Annotated in this window: 16 protein-coding genes; 14 read left to right on the top strand and 2 right to left on the bottom strand. The window is 62.5% G+C overall.

From position 1 onward, the window contains the following. From ccmC to PAN08_RS07570, 13 genes are all read left to right on the top strand, one after another. Window positions 1–753, top strand: a complete 753-nt coding sequence (gene ccmC / locus PAN08_RS07630; RefSeq protein ID WP_269790841.1) for a heme ABC transporter permease CcmC — start codon at window positions 1–3, stop codon at window positions 751–753. Then, window positions 750–923, top strand: coding sequence for a heme exporter protein CcmD (gene ccmD / locus PAN08_RS07625; RefSeq protein WP_269790840.1), 174 nt, complete (start codon window positions 750–752; stop codon window positions 921–923). The genes ccmC and ccmD overlap by 4 nt, the downstream gene beginning before the upstream one ends. Continuing rightward, window positions 920–1,387, top strand: a complete 468-nt coding sequence (ccmE, locus tag PAN08_RS07620; RefSeq protein WP_269790839.1) for a cytochrome c maturation protein CcmE — start codon at window positions 920–922, stop codon at window positions 1,385–1,387. The genes ccmD and ccmE overlap by 4 nt, the downstream gene beginning before the upstream one ends. Next, complete coding sequence (locus PAN08_RS07615; RefSeq protein ID WP_269790838.1) at window positions 1,388–3,319, top strand: heme lyase CcmF/NrfE family subunit; 1,932 nt, start codon at window positions 1,388–1,390, stop codon at window positions 3,317–3,319. Beyond that, entirely contained in the window at window positions 3,320–3,946 is a 627-nt protein-coding gene (locus PAN08_RS07610) for a DsbE family thiol:disulfide interchange protein (protein WP_269790837.1), read from the top strand. Then, a complete protein-coding gene (locus PAN08_RS07605; RefSeq protein ID WP_269790836.1) occupies window positions 3,943–4,395 on the top strand; it encodes a cytochrome c-type biogenesis protein in 453 nt (150 codons plus the stop codon). The genes PAN08_RS07610 and PAN08_RS07605 overlap by 4 nt, the downstream gene beginning before the upstream one ends. Continuing rightward, a complete protein-coding gene (locus tag PAN08_RS07600) occupies window positions 4,389–5,408 on the top strand; it encodes a tetratricopeptide repeat protein (protein WP_269790835.1) in 1,020 nt (339 codons plus the stop codon). The genes PAN08_RS07605 and PAN08_RS07600 overlap by 7 nt, the downstream gene beginning before the upstream one ends. 74 nt (window positions 5,409–5,482) lie before the next feature. Further along, entirely contained in the window at window positions 5,483–6,598 is a 1,116-nt protein-coding gene (locus PAN08_RS07595; protein ID WP_269790834.1) for a homoserine O-acetyltransferase, read from the top strand. A gap of 401 nt (window positions 6,599–6,999) precedes the next feature. Then, window positions 7,000–7,749 (top strand): DNA ligase, encoded by a 750-nt coding sequence (locus tag PAN08_RS07590; RefSeq protein WP_269790833.1) that lies wholly within the window; start codon window positions 7,000–7,002, stop codon window positions 7,747–7,749. Window positions 7,750–7,877: 128 nt separating this feature from the next. Further along, window positions 7,878–8,153 carry a hypothetical protein gene (locus tag PAN08_RS07585; protein ID WP_269790832.1) on the top strand — a complete coding sequence of 92 codons (276 nt, stop codon included), beginning with the start codon at window positions 7,878–7,880 and terminating at the stop codon, window positions 8,151–8,153. Window positions 8,154–8,213: 60 nt separating this feature from the next. Further along, the gene (locus PAN08_RS07580) at window positions 8,214–8,405 is read left to right on the top strand and encodes a hypothetical protein (protein ID WP_269790831.1); all 192 of its coding nucleotides are present in this window, start codon (window positions 8,214–8,216) and stop codon (window positions 8,403–8,405) included. Then, window positions 8,402–9,085 carry a cold shock and DUF1294 domain-containing protein gene (locus PAN08_RS07575; RefSeq protein ID WP_269790830.1) on the top strand — a complete coding sequence of 228 codons (684 nt, stop codon included), beginning with the start codon at window positions 8,402–8,404 and terminating at the stop codon, window positions 9,083–9,085. The genes PAN08_RS07580 and PAN08_RS07575 overlap by 4 nt, the downstream gene beginning before the upstream one ends. A gap of 132 nt (window positions 9,086–9,217) precedes the next feature. Beyond that, window positions 9,218–11,209, top strand: a complete 1,992-nt coding sequence (locus PAN08_RS07570) for a PEP/pyruvate-binding domain-containing protein (protein ID WP_269790829.1) — start codon at window positions 9,218–9,220, stop codon at window positions 11,207–11,209. Between the two features lie 29 nt (window positions 11,210–11,238). Here the strand turns inward: PAN08_RS07570 and cydC are convergent, their stop codons facing one another. Beyond that, window positions 11,239–12,939, bottom strand: a complete 1,701-nt coding sequence (gene cydC / locus PAN08_RS07565) for a thiol reductant ABC exporter subunit CydC (protein WP_269790828.1) — start codon at window positions 12,937–12,939, stop codon at window positions 11,239–11,241. Beyond that, window positions 12,936–14,657, bottom strand: coding sequence for a thiol reductant ABC exporter subunit CydD (gene cydD / locus PAN08_RS07560; RefSeq protein WP_269790827.1), 1,722 nt, complete (start codon window positions 14,655–14,657; stop codon window positions 12,936–12,938). The genes cydC and cydD overlap by 4 nt, the downstream gene beginning before the upstream one ends. Before the next feature lie 202 nt (window positions 14,658–14,859). On the opposite strand from cydD, the gene PAN08_RS07555 reads away from it, so the two are divergent. Further along, a complete protein-coding gene (locus PAN08_RS07555; RefSeq protein WP_269790826.1) occupies window positions 14,860–16,434 on the top strand; it encodes a cytochrome ubiquinol oxidase subunit I in 1,575 nt (524 codons plus the stop codon). Window positions 16,435–16,445 lie beyond the last annotated feature (11 nt).

Genomic DNA, 16,445 nt, shown 5'->3' with positions numbered 1-16,445 from the left:
ATGTTCAAAGGTTTAGTAGGTTGGTTTCACAAGCTGGGCTCACCGCCCTACTTCGACACCTTCGCCGCCCGCTGGTCAACGTGGTGCTACCTCGCTTCGCTGCCGTTGTTCGCCTATGGCCTGTGGCAGGCGCTGGCGGTAGTCCCCGCCGACTACCAGCAGGGCGACAGCTTCCGCATCCTCTATATCCACGTGCCTGCAGCGTGGATGAGCCTGTTCGTGTTCGGGCTGATGGCCTTCTACAGCGCCATCGCACTGGTCTGGCGCATCAAACTGTGCGAAATCCTGGCCATGGCCTGCGCACCGATCGGCGCCGCATTCACCCTGATCACGTTGCTCACCGGCAGCATCTGGGGCAAGCCGATGTGGGGAACCTGGTGGGATTGGGACCCGCGCCTGACCACCGAGCTGATCCTGCTGTTCCTCTACCTGGGCGTGATGGGCCTGTACGGCGCCATCGACGACCGTCGCGCCGCTGCGCGCGCTGCTGGCCTGCTGTCCATCGTCGGTGTGGCGCTGCTGCCAGTCATCCGTTACTCGGTGCTGTGGTGGAACTCCCTGCACCAGGGGCAAACCATCCGTGTATTCGGCGAATCCAGCATGGACAGCAGCATGGTGCTGCCACTATGGATCATGGTGCTGGCCACCAAGTTCTGGTTTGTGGGTTCGCTGCTGTCACGCGCGCGCGCAGACAACCTGCGGCGGGAAGCCGGCAAAACCTGGTTGCGTGAGCGTGTGGAGAAATCGTCATGACCTACTTCAAGTACGTGGCCATGGCGTATGCGGTGTTCTTCATCGTGCTGGCTTGGGATTTCATCGTGCCGCGCCTGCAGATCCGTCAACAATTGCGTGAAGCCCGCAACCGTGTGGCGCGCGCCAAGCGCACGGCCACTGTGTCGGTAGACGAGGAATTGAGCCGATGAGCCCTACCCAACGTCGTCGTTTGTTGCTGGTGGTAGTGGTACTGGCCGTCGCCGGGATCGCCGTTGCCCTGGTAACAACTGCCCTGCAGCGCAACATCGCCTATCTCTATACGCCGGCCGAAGTACACGCCGGCGAGGTGCCAGCGGAAGCACGGTTCCGCCTAGGCGGGATGGTCAGCAAGGGCTCATTCAAACGCGAACCCGGCGCATTGCTGGCGCGTTTCGAGGTAACTGACGGCGATGCGGTGCTTCCCGTGAGCTACGACCGCATCCTGCCCGACCTGTTTCGCGAAGGTCAGGCCGTGGTTGCCACCGGCCGCATGGTCGATGGCGTGTTCGTGGCCGAAGACGTGTTGGCCAAACATGACGAAACCTACATGCCCAAGGAACTGGCCGACAAGATGGGCCAGGCGCACACCAAGCATCAGGTCCCAGCCACCACCCCTGCAATGGAAACGCCCTGAGTGCTCGCTGAAATCGGACAGGTATTACTGATCCTCGCACTGCTGGCGGCGCTTCTGCAAAGCGTGCTTCCCCTGGTCGGCGCGCAGCGCCAACTGCCAACACTGATGGCTATCGCACGTCCCGCTGCCATGCTGCAGTTGGCCATGGTGCTGGGTGCCTTCGTGGTGCTGACCATCGCTTTCGTGCGCCAGGATTTCTCGCTGCGCTACGTTGCCGAAAACTCCAACTCACTGCTGCCAATGATTTACCGCTATTCGGCGGTATGGGGCGCGCACGAAGGTTCGTTGCTGTTGTGGACGTTGGTACTCGCCTTGTGGAGCGCGGCCGTAAGCGAATTTTCGCGACAGTTGCCCGAACCGGTAGTAGCGCGCGTGCTGGCCGTGATGGGCATGATCAGCGTTGGCTTCCTGGCCTTCCTGTTGTTCACGTCCAATCCTTTCGCGCGACTCTTGCCGTCGCCGGCCGACGGCCATGACCTCAACCCGTTGCTGCAGGACCCCGGGCTGATCATCCATCCGCCGCTGCTCTACATCGGCTACGTTGGCTTTGTCGTACCGTTCGCCTTCGCCATCGCCGCCCTGCTCGACGGTCATATCGACGTGCGCTGGCTGCGCTGGACGCGGCCATGGACCAACGCAGCCTGGGGCTTCCTTACCCTGGGCATCGCATTGGGCAGCTGGTGGGCCTATTACGAATTGGGCTGGGGTGGCTGGTGGTTCTGGGATCCCGTGGAAAACGCCAGCTTCATGCCGTGGTTGGTAGGCGCTGCACTGCTGCATTCGCAGGCCGCTACCGAGAAGCGCGGCGTTTTCATCGGCTGGACGCTGCTGCTTGCCATCGCAGCCTTTGCGCTGTCGCTGCTGGGGACATTCCTGGTGCGCTCGGGTGTGTTGACCAGCGTGCACTCTTTCGCCGCCGACCCCGCGCGCGGTTTGTTCATTCTGATATTCCTTGCGCTGGTGGTCGGCAGCTCGCTGCTGCTGTATGTGCTGCGCGTACCGACGGTTGGTGGCAATGCGCGCGAGGCCAACCGCGCCTTCGCACTCAACTCACGCGAAACCCTGCTACTTGCGAACAACCTGCTGCTTACCAGCGCCTGCGCGATGGTGCTGCTGGGTACGCTCTACCCGTTGTTGGCCGACGCACTGGACCTGGGCAAGGTGTCGGTGGGGCCGCCTTACTTCGGCACGCTGTTCGTGGTGTTGATGGCGCCGCTGGTGTTGTTGTTGCCATTCGGCCCACTGACCCGCTGGCAACGCGAACAAGGCCTGCGTCCCCTCGCCTTGCTGGCGCCGTGGGCCGTATTGGCAGTGGTACTGGGAGTGATCGGTTGGTTCATGGCACCCCAAGGCAAACTCAAGGCCGCCGCAGGCATTGCCGGTGCCGCATGGGTTGCCGGTGGCACGCTGTACTACTTGTGGACCCGCCTGCGCAGCAACGGCCGTTTGAATGCCGAGATGACTGGCATGCTGGTGGGGCACCTGGGCATTGCGGTGTTTCTGGTCGGTGCACTGCTGGTGGAGGCACTCAACGTGCAGCACGAAGTGGCTTTGGCTCCTGGCCAGTCCGTGGACGCGGGCGGCTACACGCTGGTGTTTGAAGGCGTGGATGCCAGCGAGGGCCCCAACTACCACTCCGATCGCGGTCACCTGAAGTTGCTCCGCAACGACACGCTGATTACCCGGCTCCACCCGGAAAAACGCATGTATGCCAGCGGTGGCCAACCAATGACCGAAGCCGGCATTCACCCCGCACTGGGTGGTGATATCTACGTTGCACTGGGAGAATCGCTGGGCGATGGCTCCTGGGCCGTGCGTGTGCAGATCAAACCCTTTGTCCGCTGGATATGGCTGGGCGCAGCGTTGATGGCCCTGGGCGGCTTCATCACCGCCGTTGACCGTCGCTTCCGCCGACTGCCTGGTAAAAAATAAATGACCGTCTCAACATCTCCCGAACCCAACAAGCCGCATCGCTTGCCGCTGGTCGCCATCGTCATTGGCGCACTGTTCTTCCTCGGCCTGCTGGGGCTGATGTTGTACGGCGTGAGCAGGTCAGACCGGCCCGACCGCGACACGCTGCCTTCGGCGCTGATCGGCAAGCCGGCTCCATCGTTCTCACTGCCGGTACTTCACGATCCAAGCGTGCAGGTCAGCGACACGCAACTTCGCGGCGCGCCTTACCTGCTGAATGTCTGGGGCAGCTGGTGCCCGGCCTGCCGTGATGAACACCCCATCCTCACCCGTTTCGCCGAAACCAAGCGCGTGCGCGTGGTCGGCTACAACTGGAAAGACGCACGCGTCGATGCACTGCGCTGGCTGGAGCAGCTGGGCAATCCCTACATGGTGGTGTTGGCCGACGAAGAAGGTCGTACGGCACTGGACTGGGGCATCGTCGCCGCACCGGAAACCTTCCTGGTCGATGGCAGCGGCATTGTCCGCTGGAAGTACAGCGGCGCCATCACCCAGGACGTCCTTGACCAGCAGCTCATCCCTGCGCTGGAGAAGGTTGAAGCCGAAGCCGGCGGCAAACACGCCTCCGACATGGGCGCGGCACGATGAAATGGATGGTCGGCGTGCTGCTGTGGCTGGGCATGACACTCGCTGCATGCGCACAACCCGCCGGCGACCCCGCTCCGCTGCAGTACCGCGATCGCGCGGAAGAAGCGCGTTTCCATGCACTCACTGCCGAACTTCGCTGCGTGCAATGCCAGAACCAGTCACTGGCCGATTCCAATGCACAGATCGCCCACGACCTGCGTCGTGAGGTGCTCAAGCTGATGCACGAAGGCCGTAGCGATGCACAGATCAAGCAGTTCCTGGTCGAACGCTACGGCGAGTTCGTGCTGTACCGCCCAGCGATGGAGCCCGGCACCGCCCTGCTGTGGTTCGGCCCTGGCCTGCTCTTGCTTGCTGGCGCGGTGGTGTTGGTAATGCAGGTACGCAAACGTGCACGCGGCCTGCCAGCAGCAGCCGCCGACGAGCACGCACAGGAAGATCGCGAATGGTGAACACTGCTTTCCTTGCTGGCGCAGCACTGCTCGCTGCCGTCGCCACCGGGCTCACGTTGTGGCCGTTGTGGCGCAGCGGCAAGCGCCGCATCTGGGGCACCCTGGTAGGTGCACTGGTGGTGGCTACGCTCGGCCTCTACCAATGGCTCGGCACACCGGCTGCCCTCCAGCCGCAAGCCAGCGCGGCAGCACCCCAGACCATCGAAGAAGGCATCACCCAGCTGCAATCAGTACTGCAGCAGAACCCCGAACGCATGGATGGCTGGGTGCTGCTGGCGCGATCGCAGCTGGAAGTCGGCAAGGTCGCTGATGCCGCTGCGTCGTATCAACGCGCCGTGCAGCTCGCCCCGGATGAACCTGGCCTGTTGGTGGAAGCCGCGCAGACCCGCGCCCAGGCCGCGCCCGATTTCCTGTTCGACGACATTGCCGTGCAATGGCTGCAACACGCACGCGAACTTGCACCTGACAACGAGCGCGCCATCTGGCTGATCGGCATCGTGCAACGCCAGCGCGGCCAGAACGAGGACGCTGTCCGCACATGGACCGCCTTGCTGCCGAAACTGGAGCCGGCAGCCGCCGCTGCGCTGCAGGAACAGATAGACATCGCGCGTGGCAAAGTAGCCGCCGAACCCGCTTCTGCAACCCCCGTGACCACCGCCGTTGCTTCAGCCAATGCCATCACGGTGACGGTCACCGTTGCGCCGTCATTGGCGGCGCGCATGGCTTCCGGAAAGGACACCATCTTCGTCATCGCCCGCGTCCCCGGTGGCCCACCGATGCCGGTGGCGGTGGAGCGCCACAACGCGCAAAGCACACCACTGACCGTCACGCTGGACGATGGCGACAGCCCCATGCCCACGCAAAAGCTGTCTGCCCTGAAGGAAGTGGAAGTATTCGCGCGCCTCTCGGCCAGCGGCACCGCGATGCGCCAGGACGGTGATGTCGAGTCCACGCCGGTCCGCGTCATCCTGCCCGCTGACAAGCCACTGGAAATCACGCTCGGACAACCCTGAGCCGGACATATTCAAATAACGTCCGGCTATCAGTGCATGCAAAGCCCGCCCTTCCCAGCCGTTAAAATTGGCCGATGACTGAATTCATCCCCGAAGGCAGCCGCTTTCACGCACTCTCGTCCCCGTTTCCGATGAAGCGCGGCGGCGCCCTGCTGGGTGCACACGTTGCCTACGAAACCTGGGGCACGCTGGCCGCCGACGCGGGCAACGCCGTCCTGATCGTCACCGGCCTGTCGCCAGATGCACACGCAGCCAGCAATGCCGCCAATCCCACACCCGGTTGGTGGGAGCCGATGCTCGGCCCCGGCAAACCGATTGATACCGATCGCTGGTTCGTCATCTGCGTGAACTCGCTGGGCAGTTGCAAAGGCTCCACCGGCCCGGCAACCCTCGATCCTGCCAGCGGTAAACCGTATCGCTTGGCCTTCCCCGAGTTGTCCATCGAGGACGTCGCCAATGCTGCTGCCGAAGTGGTCAAGGCGCAGGGCATTTCACAGCTGGCCTGTCTGATTGGCAATTCGATGGGCGGCATGACTGCGCTGGCGGTGTTGCTGCAGCACCCTGGCATTGCCCGCACTCACATCAACATTTCCGGCAGCGCACAGGCCCTGCCATTCTCCATCGCCATCCGCTCGTTGCAGCGCGAAGCCATTCGCCTGGATCCAGCCTGGAACAATGGCGAGTACGACGAGAACAGCTACCCCGAATCCGGTATGCGCATGGCGCGCAAGCTGGGCGTCATCACCTACCGTTCCGCACTGGAGTGGGATGGCCGCTTCGGCCGCGTGCGGCTGGATTCCGAGCTGACCGACGAAGGCCCGTTCGGGCTGGAGTTCCAGGTAGAGAGCTACCTGGAGGGCCACGCCCGGCGCTTCGTGCGCCGTTTCGACCCCAACTGTTACCTCTATCTCGGCCGATCGATGGATTGGTTCGACCTGGCCGAATATGCCGATGGCGATGTGATGGCCGGCCTTGCGAAGATCCATATCCAGCGCGCACTGGCCATCGGTGCAAACACCGACATTTTGTTCCCGGTGGAGCAACAGCAGCAGATCGCCGACGGTTTGCGCGCAGGCGGTGCCGAAACGCAGTTCATCGGCATGGATTCGCCACAGGGCCACGATGCCTTCCTGGTGGATTACGACCGGTTTGGCCCCGCTGTACAACAGTTCCTGCAATCGCTGTCGTAACCCACGTTCCCCAGCAGGAGCGCCATATGCAGGGAGTCGGTGATGCGTCCATCTGCGGCATCTGTGTGAATGCAGGTTTGCGGCCGGGTACAGGCTGGGACTTCATCGTCCCTCTCTGGCTACGGAAGAAGCCCACGCCTCCCTCTCCTTTTTGACCGTCGTCGAAGGAAGTAAGCGGTTTCATCTGCTCTGTACGATCGCCTGCCTTCCTACCTCGCAGGCCTGCGGCCACCGATAGTGGCGACCATTCCGCCGCCTCACGCTAGCAACCCACACCATGCAAGGGTTCGCGATGCTGCGTCTGATCGTCATCTGTTTGTTTTTGCTGTGCTGCATGCCCGCCCCCAGCAGCGCATCGCCACCGCCGTTGATGCTGGCCAGCAAATGGCAGGACGGCCCGGATGTCTCCCGCTACCTGGTCAGCGAAAAAGCTCGACGGTGTCCGCGCCCGCTGGGACGGCAGCAAATTGATAAGCCGTGCGGGCCACGTCATTCCCGCACCGGTCTGGTTTACCCAGCAATGGCCGCAGCAACCTCTCGACGGCGAGCTGTGGTCCAGCCGTAGCAACTTCGACGCCATCAGCGCCACCATCCGCCGAACACCGGCAGATGACGAGCAATGGCGCACGCTACGCTTCATGGCATTCGACCTACCTGCACACCCCGGAACGTTCGAGCAACGGCTCGCTACCATGCGCGGCGTGGTTCACGGCACGGGCAATTCCCATCTGGCCGTCATCGCCCAACAACGTGTCGTCGATACCGCATCACTGCACGCACAGCTGCGTCAGGTGGTGGCAGCCGGTGGCGAGGGGCTGATGCTGCATCACCAAGACAACCGATACCTGCCCGGCCGCAGCGAAGGCCTGTTGAAACTCAAACCTTTTGAAGACACCGAAGCACGCGTCGTCGGCTATGTGACTGGCAAAGGCAAATACGAGGGCATGGTCGGCGCGCTGCAGATGCAGGCAGATGACGGTAGGCGCTTCCGTATCGGCAGTGGTTTGAGCGATGCGCAGCGCGCCAATCCGCCCGCGATTGGCAGCCTCGTCACCTATCGCTACAACGGCCTCACCGTACATGGCCTGCCGCGCTTCGCGCGCTTCCTGCGGGTGCGGGAAGAGGCCACATCTACGTCCCCAATCCCTTAGCCGCAGGGCCGAGGCAACCTCCCCGCTTCACAGCATTGATGCCCGCGTTGAAAGCCCCGCCAATGGGCGCTACCGTCAGCAATCGCGCAGCCCTCTGTCGGCCAGATATTCCATGGAGAGGAAACCTCATGTTCTCCACCAAAGCTCAATTTGAGGCCAAGGCCAGCACGGCATTTGCACTTGGCCTATTGTTCTCTGCTGTCATCCACTGGTCCCTGCTTCCGTTGACCTTGATGGCCACCGGCGCGATCACGCTGCGACGCGGGCGGAAGTTCGCAGTCGCACTTTCCTCTCTCGTGATTGGCGCGACCATGTTGACCGCCACATCCGGCTACCTGCTGGGAAAGCAGCTGGCACTGCGCGACAACCTGCTTGAAAGCCGAGCAATGCAACAGGCCCGATAGAACTATCCCAGCCGTCATCCGCATGCCCTTGACGATAGTGCAGGCAACCTGCAGAGCGGCGTGTTCCGTTTCATCGGGCGCCTGTTGTTTGAAGTATTCGTGGAGTTTCTGTTTCACGAAACCGGTCGCGTGATCACGCGACTGCTCTCCCCGGGCCGTCATTTTGAAGGCATTACCCTGACGGTTGTCGGCCTGTTGTTCTGGAGCACTGCGGCGCTGCTGCTGTTCTTTGGCTACCGCACGCTAGCTTGACGCAGCCACTTCACAACACCCGCATCTGCGGGTTTCAATGTGCAGCAGACAGGACAGGGGGAAGCATGCGTTACCAGGGACGACTTCAAGAGTGGAATGACAACAAGGGCTTCGGCTTTGTCGTCCCCAATGGCGGCGGCGAGCGGGCCTTTGTCCACATCAAAGCCTTTGAGCGCATACCGCAGCGGCCAGCCAATGGTCTGCTGGTCAGCTATGAGCAACATAAGGATGCGCGCGGGCGACTTAATGCAACCGCCATTCGCTTTGCCTCGACAAGCAGAGTCCAGGCTGCAGAAAAGCCTCCAGGGCCAGCACCTCGCTTGCCGCGTGCAACACTGGGGCTTCTGGCACTGTTTGCTGCAACGCTGGCATGGCTGGCGAAATTCGTTCCAGACTGGGCGATGCTCACCATCAGCGGCATGAGCCTGCTCGCACTGATCTTCTACGTCAGCGACAAGGCCGCCGCTCAACGCAACCGCTGGCGAACCCCCGAAAGCACGCTTCATATGATCGCGTTACTCGGCGGCTGGCCGGGCGCGCTATTGGCGCAGGGGTTGTTCAATCACAAAAGCCGCAAACGCAGTTTCCAGCGCGTGTTCTGGCTGACGGTGGCAGTCAACATTCTGGGCGTCATCGCCCTGTTCACCTTGACCGATACCGTGTTCTCCACCGCATTGTGAGACTGCGCCGCGTAGTGACAGCGGCTTTCCACGGAAGATCGATGTCGCTGCAAGGCGGACCTCGGCGTCCTCGCTGCAGTTCAAACACTGCGGCTCCATTATGATTCCCTATCCAACCACCCAGACGGCCACATGGATCGCGCCCGTAAGCAACCTGTTCTCCCTCGCATTCTTGCGCTCCTCGGACTGAGCGCACTCTCACTGATCAACCTTCCGGAGCTGTCAGCGCAAACCGCTCGCAAGCCATCGCCCTACGAATACCGACAAGGCACGGCAGCCCAGCCTTCACCGTCCGTAAATGATGCGCAGGCACCGGCGTACTTGGCGCGTATCCGCAGCAGCGATGATTTCATGCGCCTTGCGCGAATTTACAATGCCGGCACGCCGCTGGAGATCCCGCACCTGATCTTCACCATCGACCGAGCTGAGCCGAGCCGCATCTACTACATCAATACGCCCCGCTACGAGCTGCACGAACATTTCGTGCGCCGTGAGGGCCTGATGCAGTTGAACAAAGCCACGCTCAATGCGCAGTACAAAGACCCTCAGAGACGGTTCCTGTTTGGCACCCTGAGTTGGCAGCGCGACCTGCCCGGCTATACCTACGAGTTCTGGGAAGGCGATCAACTTACGCCGGCCTTGCTCACGCAGACCGACCAGCTCATTCACGCAAGCTTCTACGACGCCATCCGCTTCAAGACCAACTCCACGCTGCATGAGCAGACCGCTCGTTCCGCCGCGCTGCCTTTTGTCACCCAGGAAGCACTGCTGCGTGAACAGCGCTTTCTACCGCTTAACACTGGTCGCGCGCAGGGCAGACTGCGTATTGTCAGCTCCACCGAACGGGTGAGCGACCTGTCACCACACGACATCGTGGTTCTGGACGAAGTGCCGATAGCATTGCCGCCCATCGCCGGCCTGGTAACGCAACGCCCGTCGACCTTGCTGTCGCATGTGAACCTGTTAGCCAAGGGTTGGCGCATACCGAATGCATATGTGCACAACGCGCAAGCCGCGCTGCGTCAATACGACGGGCAGTGGGTGGAACTGGAAGTCACTCCCAACAACTATCGGGTGCGCAAGATTGCACGGCCAGCCAGAACACCGGCCATCGCAACGCCAACACCAGCACGCAACCTACCCAGGCCTGACCTGTCTGTCACCGCTCTCCAACCGTTGTCGGCGCTGCGGGCACGCGACAGCCGTCACTGCGGCGTCAAGGCGGCGAATCTGGGCACACTGAAATCCGCGCTACCTCCGGCGGCACGCGTACCGGATGGCTTTTGCGTTCCCTTCTCGCAATACCAAGCGGCAATGCTGCGGCTGCAGATTCCGCAACGCCTGGCGACGCTGCAACAACGCCCCGGCTTTGCGACGGATGCGGCCGTGCGCCGCAATGCATTAACCACCTTGCGCGCCGAAATAAGCAACGCCGCGCCTGATCCCGCTCTGTCGCATTTGCTGCAAGCACAGTGGCAGAAACAACTCCAGGGACGCGGTGTGTTCGTACGCAGTTCGTCCAACTCCGAGGATCTACCCGGTTTCAGCGGCGCGGGCCTTTACACCACCGTGCCCAACGTCACCCGGGGCGATGCATTGGTACGTGCAATCCAGGCAGTGTGGGCATCGGTTTACAACTTTGAAGCCTACGAGGCACGCAGCGCAGCAGGCCTTGGTCAGGACGCGGTAGCGATGGCCGTGCTGGTGCAACTGGCTGCACCCTCGGACAGTTCGGGGGTGATGATCACCCGCGATCCTTTCGACGCCGGCCGGCGCCACATCACCTACATATCAGCCAAGCGCGGGCTTGGCATCCGTGTGGTGGAAGGCAAGCGCCAGGCCGAACAGGTGATGTATTCCAACTGGTCCAAAGCAGTCCAGGTACTCAGCCGTTCGGCCGAAGACACGCAGTTGGTCGCGGACGTCAATGGCGGCGTGCGTGAAGTAGCCCTTACCGGCTCGCGCCAGGTACTCACCGATGCATTGATCACGCGTCTTGCGGCAGTGGGCCGCAGCACCCGGCAGGCGCTGGGTGGTGCGGAACAGGACATCGAATGGGCCGTGGTAGGTGATGACATCGTCATCCTGCAATCCCGCCCCTATGTTGGCGGCAGCAACCATTAGCAACGGCTACCGCTGCGCACCGACGTCCGTCACTCCACCCGCAGCAACTGCCCATGGTGCAAGCGGTATTCACGCTGCACGACGCCATCGGGCAGTTCGCCGTGGGTGATCATCAATAGACTGCGATTGCCCAGCGCTGCGGCCAGATCCTTCAGCAAGGCATGGGCGGTATCCACGTCCAAACCTTCAGTCGGTTCGTCCAGCACCATCAGCGGTGCGTTGCGCAGCAGCGCACGGGCAAGGGCCAAGCGCCGCGCCTGACCCGCAGACATCGTGGCACCGTTCTCCCCTACCCAAGCCAACAGGCCGCCTTGCTGCTGCGCCCATTCGTGCAACCGCACCTGCTTCAACACGGACCACATCGCTTCGTCCCCGGCATTCGGCCCGCCGAGGCGCAGGTTGTCGGCAATGCTGCCTGCAAATACCGGCGCGCCCTGCGGCAACCAGGCAATCTGGCGATGCCAGTCATCCTGCAGGAAGGCACGCAGATCAGTGCCGCCATAACGGATCGCACCCTGCTCCGGGTCCCACAAGCGCAGCATCAAGGCCGACAAGGTGGTCTTACCGCAACCGCTATCACCTCGAATGGCGATGCGCTCGCCCGGTGCCAACTGCAGGTCAACACCGTCAAGCAATCTGCGCACTTCACCCGGCCAGGCGAACACAATCTTTTCAAACGACAACACGGCCGGTGGCGCCGGCACTACAACGGGTTGTGGAGGATCGAGCACCGCGGGTGGTTGATCCACAATCTGCTGCAACCGCCCTACCGCGACCCGCGCTGACTGCAACGCCTGCCAGGCAAGACTGCTGCCTGCGGCCACTTCCAGCAGCGCGACCGTCAAGAAGATCAAGCCTGCAGCCATCGGCGCTTCCACCTTTCCGGCTTCAAACGCCGACAACGCCAGCCAAAGCATTCCCAGCAGGCCGAGCCCGGACAGCATCGAATGCAACAGGTTGCCGCCGATCAAGCGCCGTCTGCGACGCCGGTCAGCATCCGCCAGCTGACCAGCGGCGGCCTCCACGCGCTGCGCCCATGCATCACGCGCATGCAGCGCCGTGAGGTCAGCAACACCTTCCAACCCCTCATACGCCAGTGTGCGCAGAGCGGCGCGGTGCTGCGCACGCTGGGCTTCATTGGCATCACCACGGCGCACCGCCAATACCGGTACACCCAACCCAACCAACAACCCCAACACCGCCAACAACAACGCGGCTGGCCAGTAGATCAATGCCGCTGCAAGAACCGCGGTGGACGCAATACCCAGCAACGCCAGCAACGGGCCTATCGCGCGCACCACCGCGCCATCGACATCACTGATATCGGAGATCAACCGCGCCAGTAGTTCGCCGGTGCGGCTGCTACCCAAGCGTGCCGGTGCCAAGGGCAAAGCGCGCCGGAAGAACCACACCCGCAAGTCACGCGCGATCCGCAGGGTAGCGTCGTGCCCGACCAGTTTTTCAAGGTAGCGCGACAGGATCCGCATCATGGTCAGGCCACGGATGCCGGCCGATGGGGAAAAGAAGTTGAACGTCGCGCCGGCACCCAGGGCGCCGGCCAATGCAGCGCCAGTGAGGAATCCGCCAGACAATCCCAGCAGGCCCACCCCGGCCAGCATGGTGGTGAACAAAAGCACGGTGGTCAGCAGCAACCAGCCACGATGACGCATGAATACGCCGCGCATGTCGTCACGCGTGATGTCACCACGCTTGGTGTCGTCAGGCTTCATGCGCCCTCCCCTTCGTATGCATGCACATTGGCCGGCAGCGTGATGACCTTGTCAGCCCAACGCATGGCCACCTCGCTGTGGGTGGCCATCAGCACCGTGCGGCCTCGCGTATGCGTGGCCAGCGCCTGCAGCAGATCCCGCTCGGTCTGCGGATCGAGGAACGCGGTAGGTTCGTCGAGCAGAAACAGGTCTGGATCCCGCAACAGCAAGCGCGCCAGACCAATTCGCCGGGCCTCACCGCCAGACAAACCAAAACCGCGCTCGCCGATCACCGTATCCAGGCCCTGCGGCAGATGCTGAGCAAAGCGCATCACCTGCGCGACCTCGGCCACCGCCTGCAGGCGCGCATTACTGACCGCCGGATCCGCCAGCCTCAGGTTGTCGGCAATGCTGCCGTGGAACAGATAAGGCCGCTGCCCGGCGTAGCCGATGCGAATCCCCTCCCGCAAGACTATCCGGCCTTCGCGCGCCGGTAGCCACCCCGCCAACGCTTCCAGCACCGTACTCTTGCCGCTGCCGCTGGGGCCAACCAGCGCCAGACGCTGGCCCGCAGAAATATCCAGCGAAAAGTCCGTCAGCACGTCGTGACCCGCCCCTTGCGGACGCAAGGTAACGGCCTGCACGCACACCAGCGGCGCATGTAGCTGCGCCGGTTCCACACTGACCGGCGCACTGACAACCTCATTTGTCAGCGCAGGCGGCGCATCATCGGCCAGCAGCCGCTCCACCTCAGATGCGGCAGCCAGCGCATTGGCGCGGTCGTGATAGTGGGCCGCCAGCCGCCGCAACGGCGCGTAAAACTCCGGTGCAAGCAGCAGACAGAACATACCTGTCCCCAGCGTCGGCACGGCCGCATGCAGCGACATCATCCCCAGATAGCTCAGGCCCAAGTACAAGGCCACCATCGCCACGCTCACCGAAGCAAAGAACTCCAGCACTGTGGAAGACAGAAAGGCAATGCGCAGCACCTTCATGGTGCGAACGCGCACCCCCTCTGCCGCCTGCTCGATACCGCCCAGCTCGGCCTCGCCTCGCCCATAAAGGCGCAGCAACCCCAAGCCTTTGATGCGATCGGCGAAGTGCCCGCTCATCCGCGCCAGTTCACCCAACTGCTCACGCCCGGCCGCTTCGGCGCCCCAGCCCACCAACATCATGAAGAACGGCACCAGCGGCGCAGTGAACAGGAAGATCAGCGCCACCACCCAATCCACATAGGCCACAGCCGCGAGAATCAACAGCGGCACCACCACCACTTCCACCCGCACAGGCTGGAAACCCGCGTAATAGCCCTCAATGGCATCGCCATGAGCCAGCAGCAGTTCGCCCAGTTCGCCGGTGCGCTGCCGCCGCAGCCACAGCGGGCCACGCGCCATCAGCCGCTGGTAAATCTGCCCCCGCAACGTCAGCTTGGCGCAATCTGCCACATCACCGGCCGCCGATTGCGCCAGCCCGCCCAGCAGACTGCGCAACAGCAGGGTCAGCGCCAGCAGCCCAAAAGCTGGGCCGGCCTGCACGATAGCTACACGCTCGACGACTATGCTCTGGATCAACCAGGCAATGGCAGCGGCCTGTACGATCAGAAGCGCGCCTGAGCTGCACACCGCCAAGGCTGCCAAACGCTGCCGCGAACGTGCGCCAGCGGCCAGAGACGCAAGCCACTGCTGTTGTTGACGACGCTGTTGAAGCAACGTATCGCGGGAATGTGGAACATCGCTCAAGACTGGCAACTCAGCTGAAAGGAATCCGCCCGATTGTAAGCAAGCTGCACCCTGCCCGCCGGCCCCCTGCACGATCACAGTCACACGCCTTGGCCTCATTGATCCAGATCAAGGCGAGAGCAAGCATGAACAGGGAGCATCCACGTCATTAACCCCACTTCTGCCACCCAAAGATGCCCAACACCAACGAGGTAGCCTGGCCATGATCGACTCAACAGTCGTAGAGCTGTCGCGGCTGCAGTTTGCACTGACCGCGATGTACCACTTCCTTTTCGTCCCGCTCACGCTGGGCCTCTCCTTCATGATTGCAATCATGGAGAGCGTCTATGTCATGACCGGCAAAGACGTCTGGCGTCGTATGACCCTGTTCTGGGGCGTGCTGTTCGGCATCAACTTTGCCCTGGGCGTCAGTACGGGCATCGTCATGGAATTCCAGTTCGGCATGAACTGGTCTTACTACAGTCATTACGTCGGAGACATCTTCGGCGCGCCGCTGGCCATCGAAGGCCTGATGGCATTCTTCCTGGAAGCCACCTTCATCGGCCTGTTCTTCTTCGGCTGGGGCCGCCTGTCCAAGGTGCAGCATCTTACGGTGACCTGGCTGATGGCATTGGGCACCAACCTGTCGGCACTCTGGATCCTGATCGCCAACGGCTGGATGCAGAACCCGGTGGGCGCAGTCTTCAACCCGGAAACAATGCGCATGGAAGTCGTCGACTTCATGGCCGTGTTGTTCAACCCGGTGGCGCAGGCCAAGTTCGTGCACACGGTATCGGCCGGTTATGTCACCGGTGCGATGTTCGTGATGTCGATCAGCGCCCTGTTCCTGCTGCGCAACAAGCACCACGAAGTCGCTCGCCGCTCGTTCGCGGTGGCTGCTGCGTTCGGCCTGCTGTCCTCGCTGTCGGTGGTGGTGCTGGGTGACGAGAGCGGGTATGCCGCCAACGAGCACCAGAAAATGAAGCTGGCCGCTATTGAAGCGATGTGGGAGACCGAGCGTGCTCCGGCCGACTTCACCGCCTTCGGCATCCCGAACCAGAAGACCCACCAGAACGACTACGAAATCAAGATCCCGTACCTGATGGGCCTGATTGCCACCCGTTCGTTGAACCAGCCAATCCCGGGCATCCTGGAGTTGGTTGAACGCGCCGAGCACCGCATCCGTGGGGGCCAGTTGGCTTACGGTGCGCTGGAACGCATCCGCGCCGACAAGAACGACCTCGAAGCACGCGAAATGTTCGACCGCCACTGGCAGGATCTGGGCCACGGCCTGCTGCTGAAGCGCTACCGCGAGGACATCCTCAATGCCAGCCCGCAGGAAATCTCGCAGGCAGCGATGGATACGGTGCCACGTGTGGCCCCGCTGTTCTGGACGTTCCGCATCATGGCGGGCCTGGGCTTCTACCTCATCGCATTCTTCAGCGTGGCGTTCTACTACTCGTGCCGCAACAACTTCGAAAGCAAGCGCACATTCTTGAAGATTGCACTGTGGTCGCTGCCAGCACCGTGGATTGCCATCGAATGTGGCTGGTTCATCGCCGAGTACGGCCGTCAGCCGTGGGCTGTTGAAGGTGTGTTGCCAACCTTCTATGCCGCTTCGGGCCTGGCCCTGCATGAGATCGTCATGACGTTGGCAGGCTTCACCGCGCTGTACACCGTGCTGATCATCATCGAGGTCAAGCTGATGCTGAAAGCCATCCGCAAGGGCCCGGACGACATCCTGCCCTCGCTGCAGGGCGGCGCTTCCCACCACGCAACGGCCTCGCGCCGCGCATAAGGAAGGAGAAC

The sequence above is a fragment of the Stenotrophomonas sp. Iso1 genome (assembly GCF_027497995.1).
Lineage (GTDB): Bacteria > Pseudomonadota > Gammaproteobacteria > Xanthomonadales > Xanthomonadaceae > Stenotrophomonas.
This window is presented reverse-complemented; position numbering and strand designations above follow the sequence as displayed.

What these genes read in the sequence shown, in the direction of transcription:
- ccmC (WP_269790841.1), top strand. Translation starts at nt 1, where the DNA reads ATGTTCAAAGGTTTAGTAGGTTGGTTTCACAAGCTGGGCTCACCGCCC.
- PAN08_RS07595 (WP_269790834.1), top strand. Translation starts at nt 5,483, where the DNA reads ATGACTGAATTCATCCCCGAAGGCAGCCGCTTTCACGCACTCTCGTCC.
- PAN08_RS07610 (WP_269790837.1), top strand. Translation starts at nt 3,320, where the DNA reads ATGACCGTCTCAACATCTCCCGAACCCAACAAGCCGCATCGCTTGCCG.
- PAN08_RS07555 (WP_269790826.1), top strand. Translation starts at nt 14,860, where the DNA reads ATGATCGACTCAACAGTCGTAGAGCTGTCGCGGCTGCAGTTTGCACTG.
- ccmD (WP_269790840.1), top strand. Translation starts at nt 750, where the DNA reads ATGACCTACTTCAAGTACGTGGCCATGGCGTATGCGGTGTTCTTCATC.
- PAN08_RS07590 (WP_269790833.1), top strand. Translation starts at nt 7,000, where the DNA reads ATGTCTCCCGCTACCTGGTCAGCGAAAAAGCTCGACGGTGTCCGCGCC.
- PAN08_RS07570 (WP_269790829.1), top strand. Translation starts at nt 9,218, where the DNA reads ATGGATCGCGCCCGTAAGCAACCTGTTCTCCCTCGCATTCTTGCGCTC.
- PAN08_RS07600 (WP_269790835.1), top strand. Translation starts at nt 4,389, where the DNA reads ATGGTGAACACTGCTTTCCTTGCTGGCGCAGCACTGCTCGCTGCCGTC.
- ccmE (WP_269790839.1), top strand. Translation starts at nt 920, where the DNA reads ATGAGCCCTACCCAACGTCGTCGTTTGTTGCTGGTGGTAGTGGTACTG.
- cydC (WP_269790828.1), bottom strand. Translation starts at nt 12,939, where the DNA reads ATGAAGCCTGACGACACCAAGCGTGGTGACATCACGCGTGACGACATG.
- PAN08_RS07605 (WP_269790836.1), top strand. Translation starts at nt 3,943, where the DNA reads ATGAAATGGATGGTCGGCGTGCTGCTGTGGCTGGGCATGACACTCGCT.
- PAN08_RS07585 (WP_269790832.1), top strand. Translation starts at nt 7,878, where the DNA reads ATGTTCTCCACCAAAGCTCAATTTGAGGCCAAGGCCAGCACGGCATTT.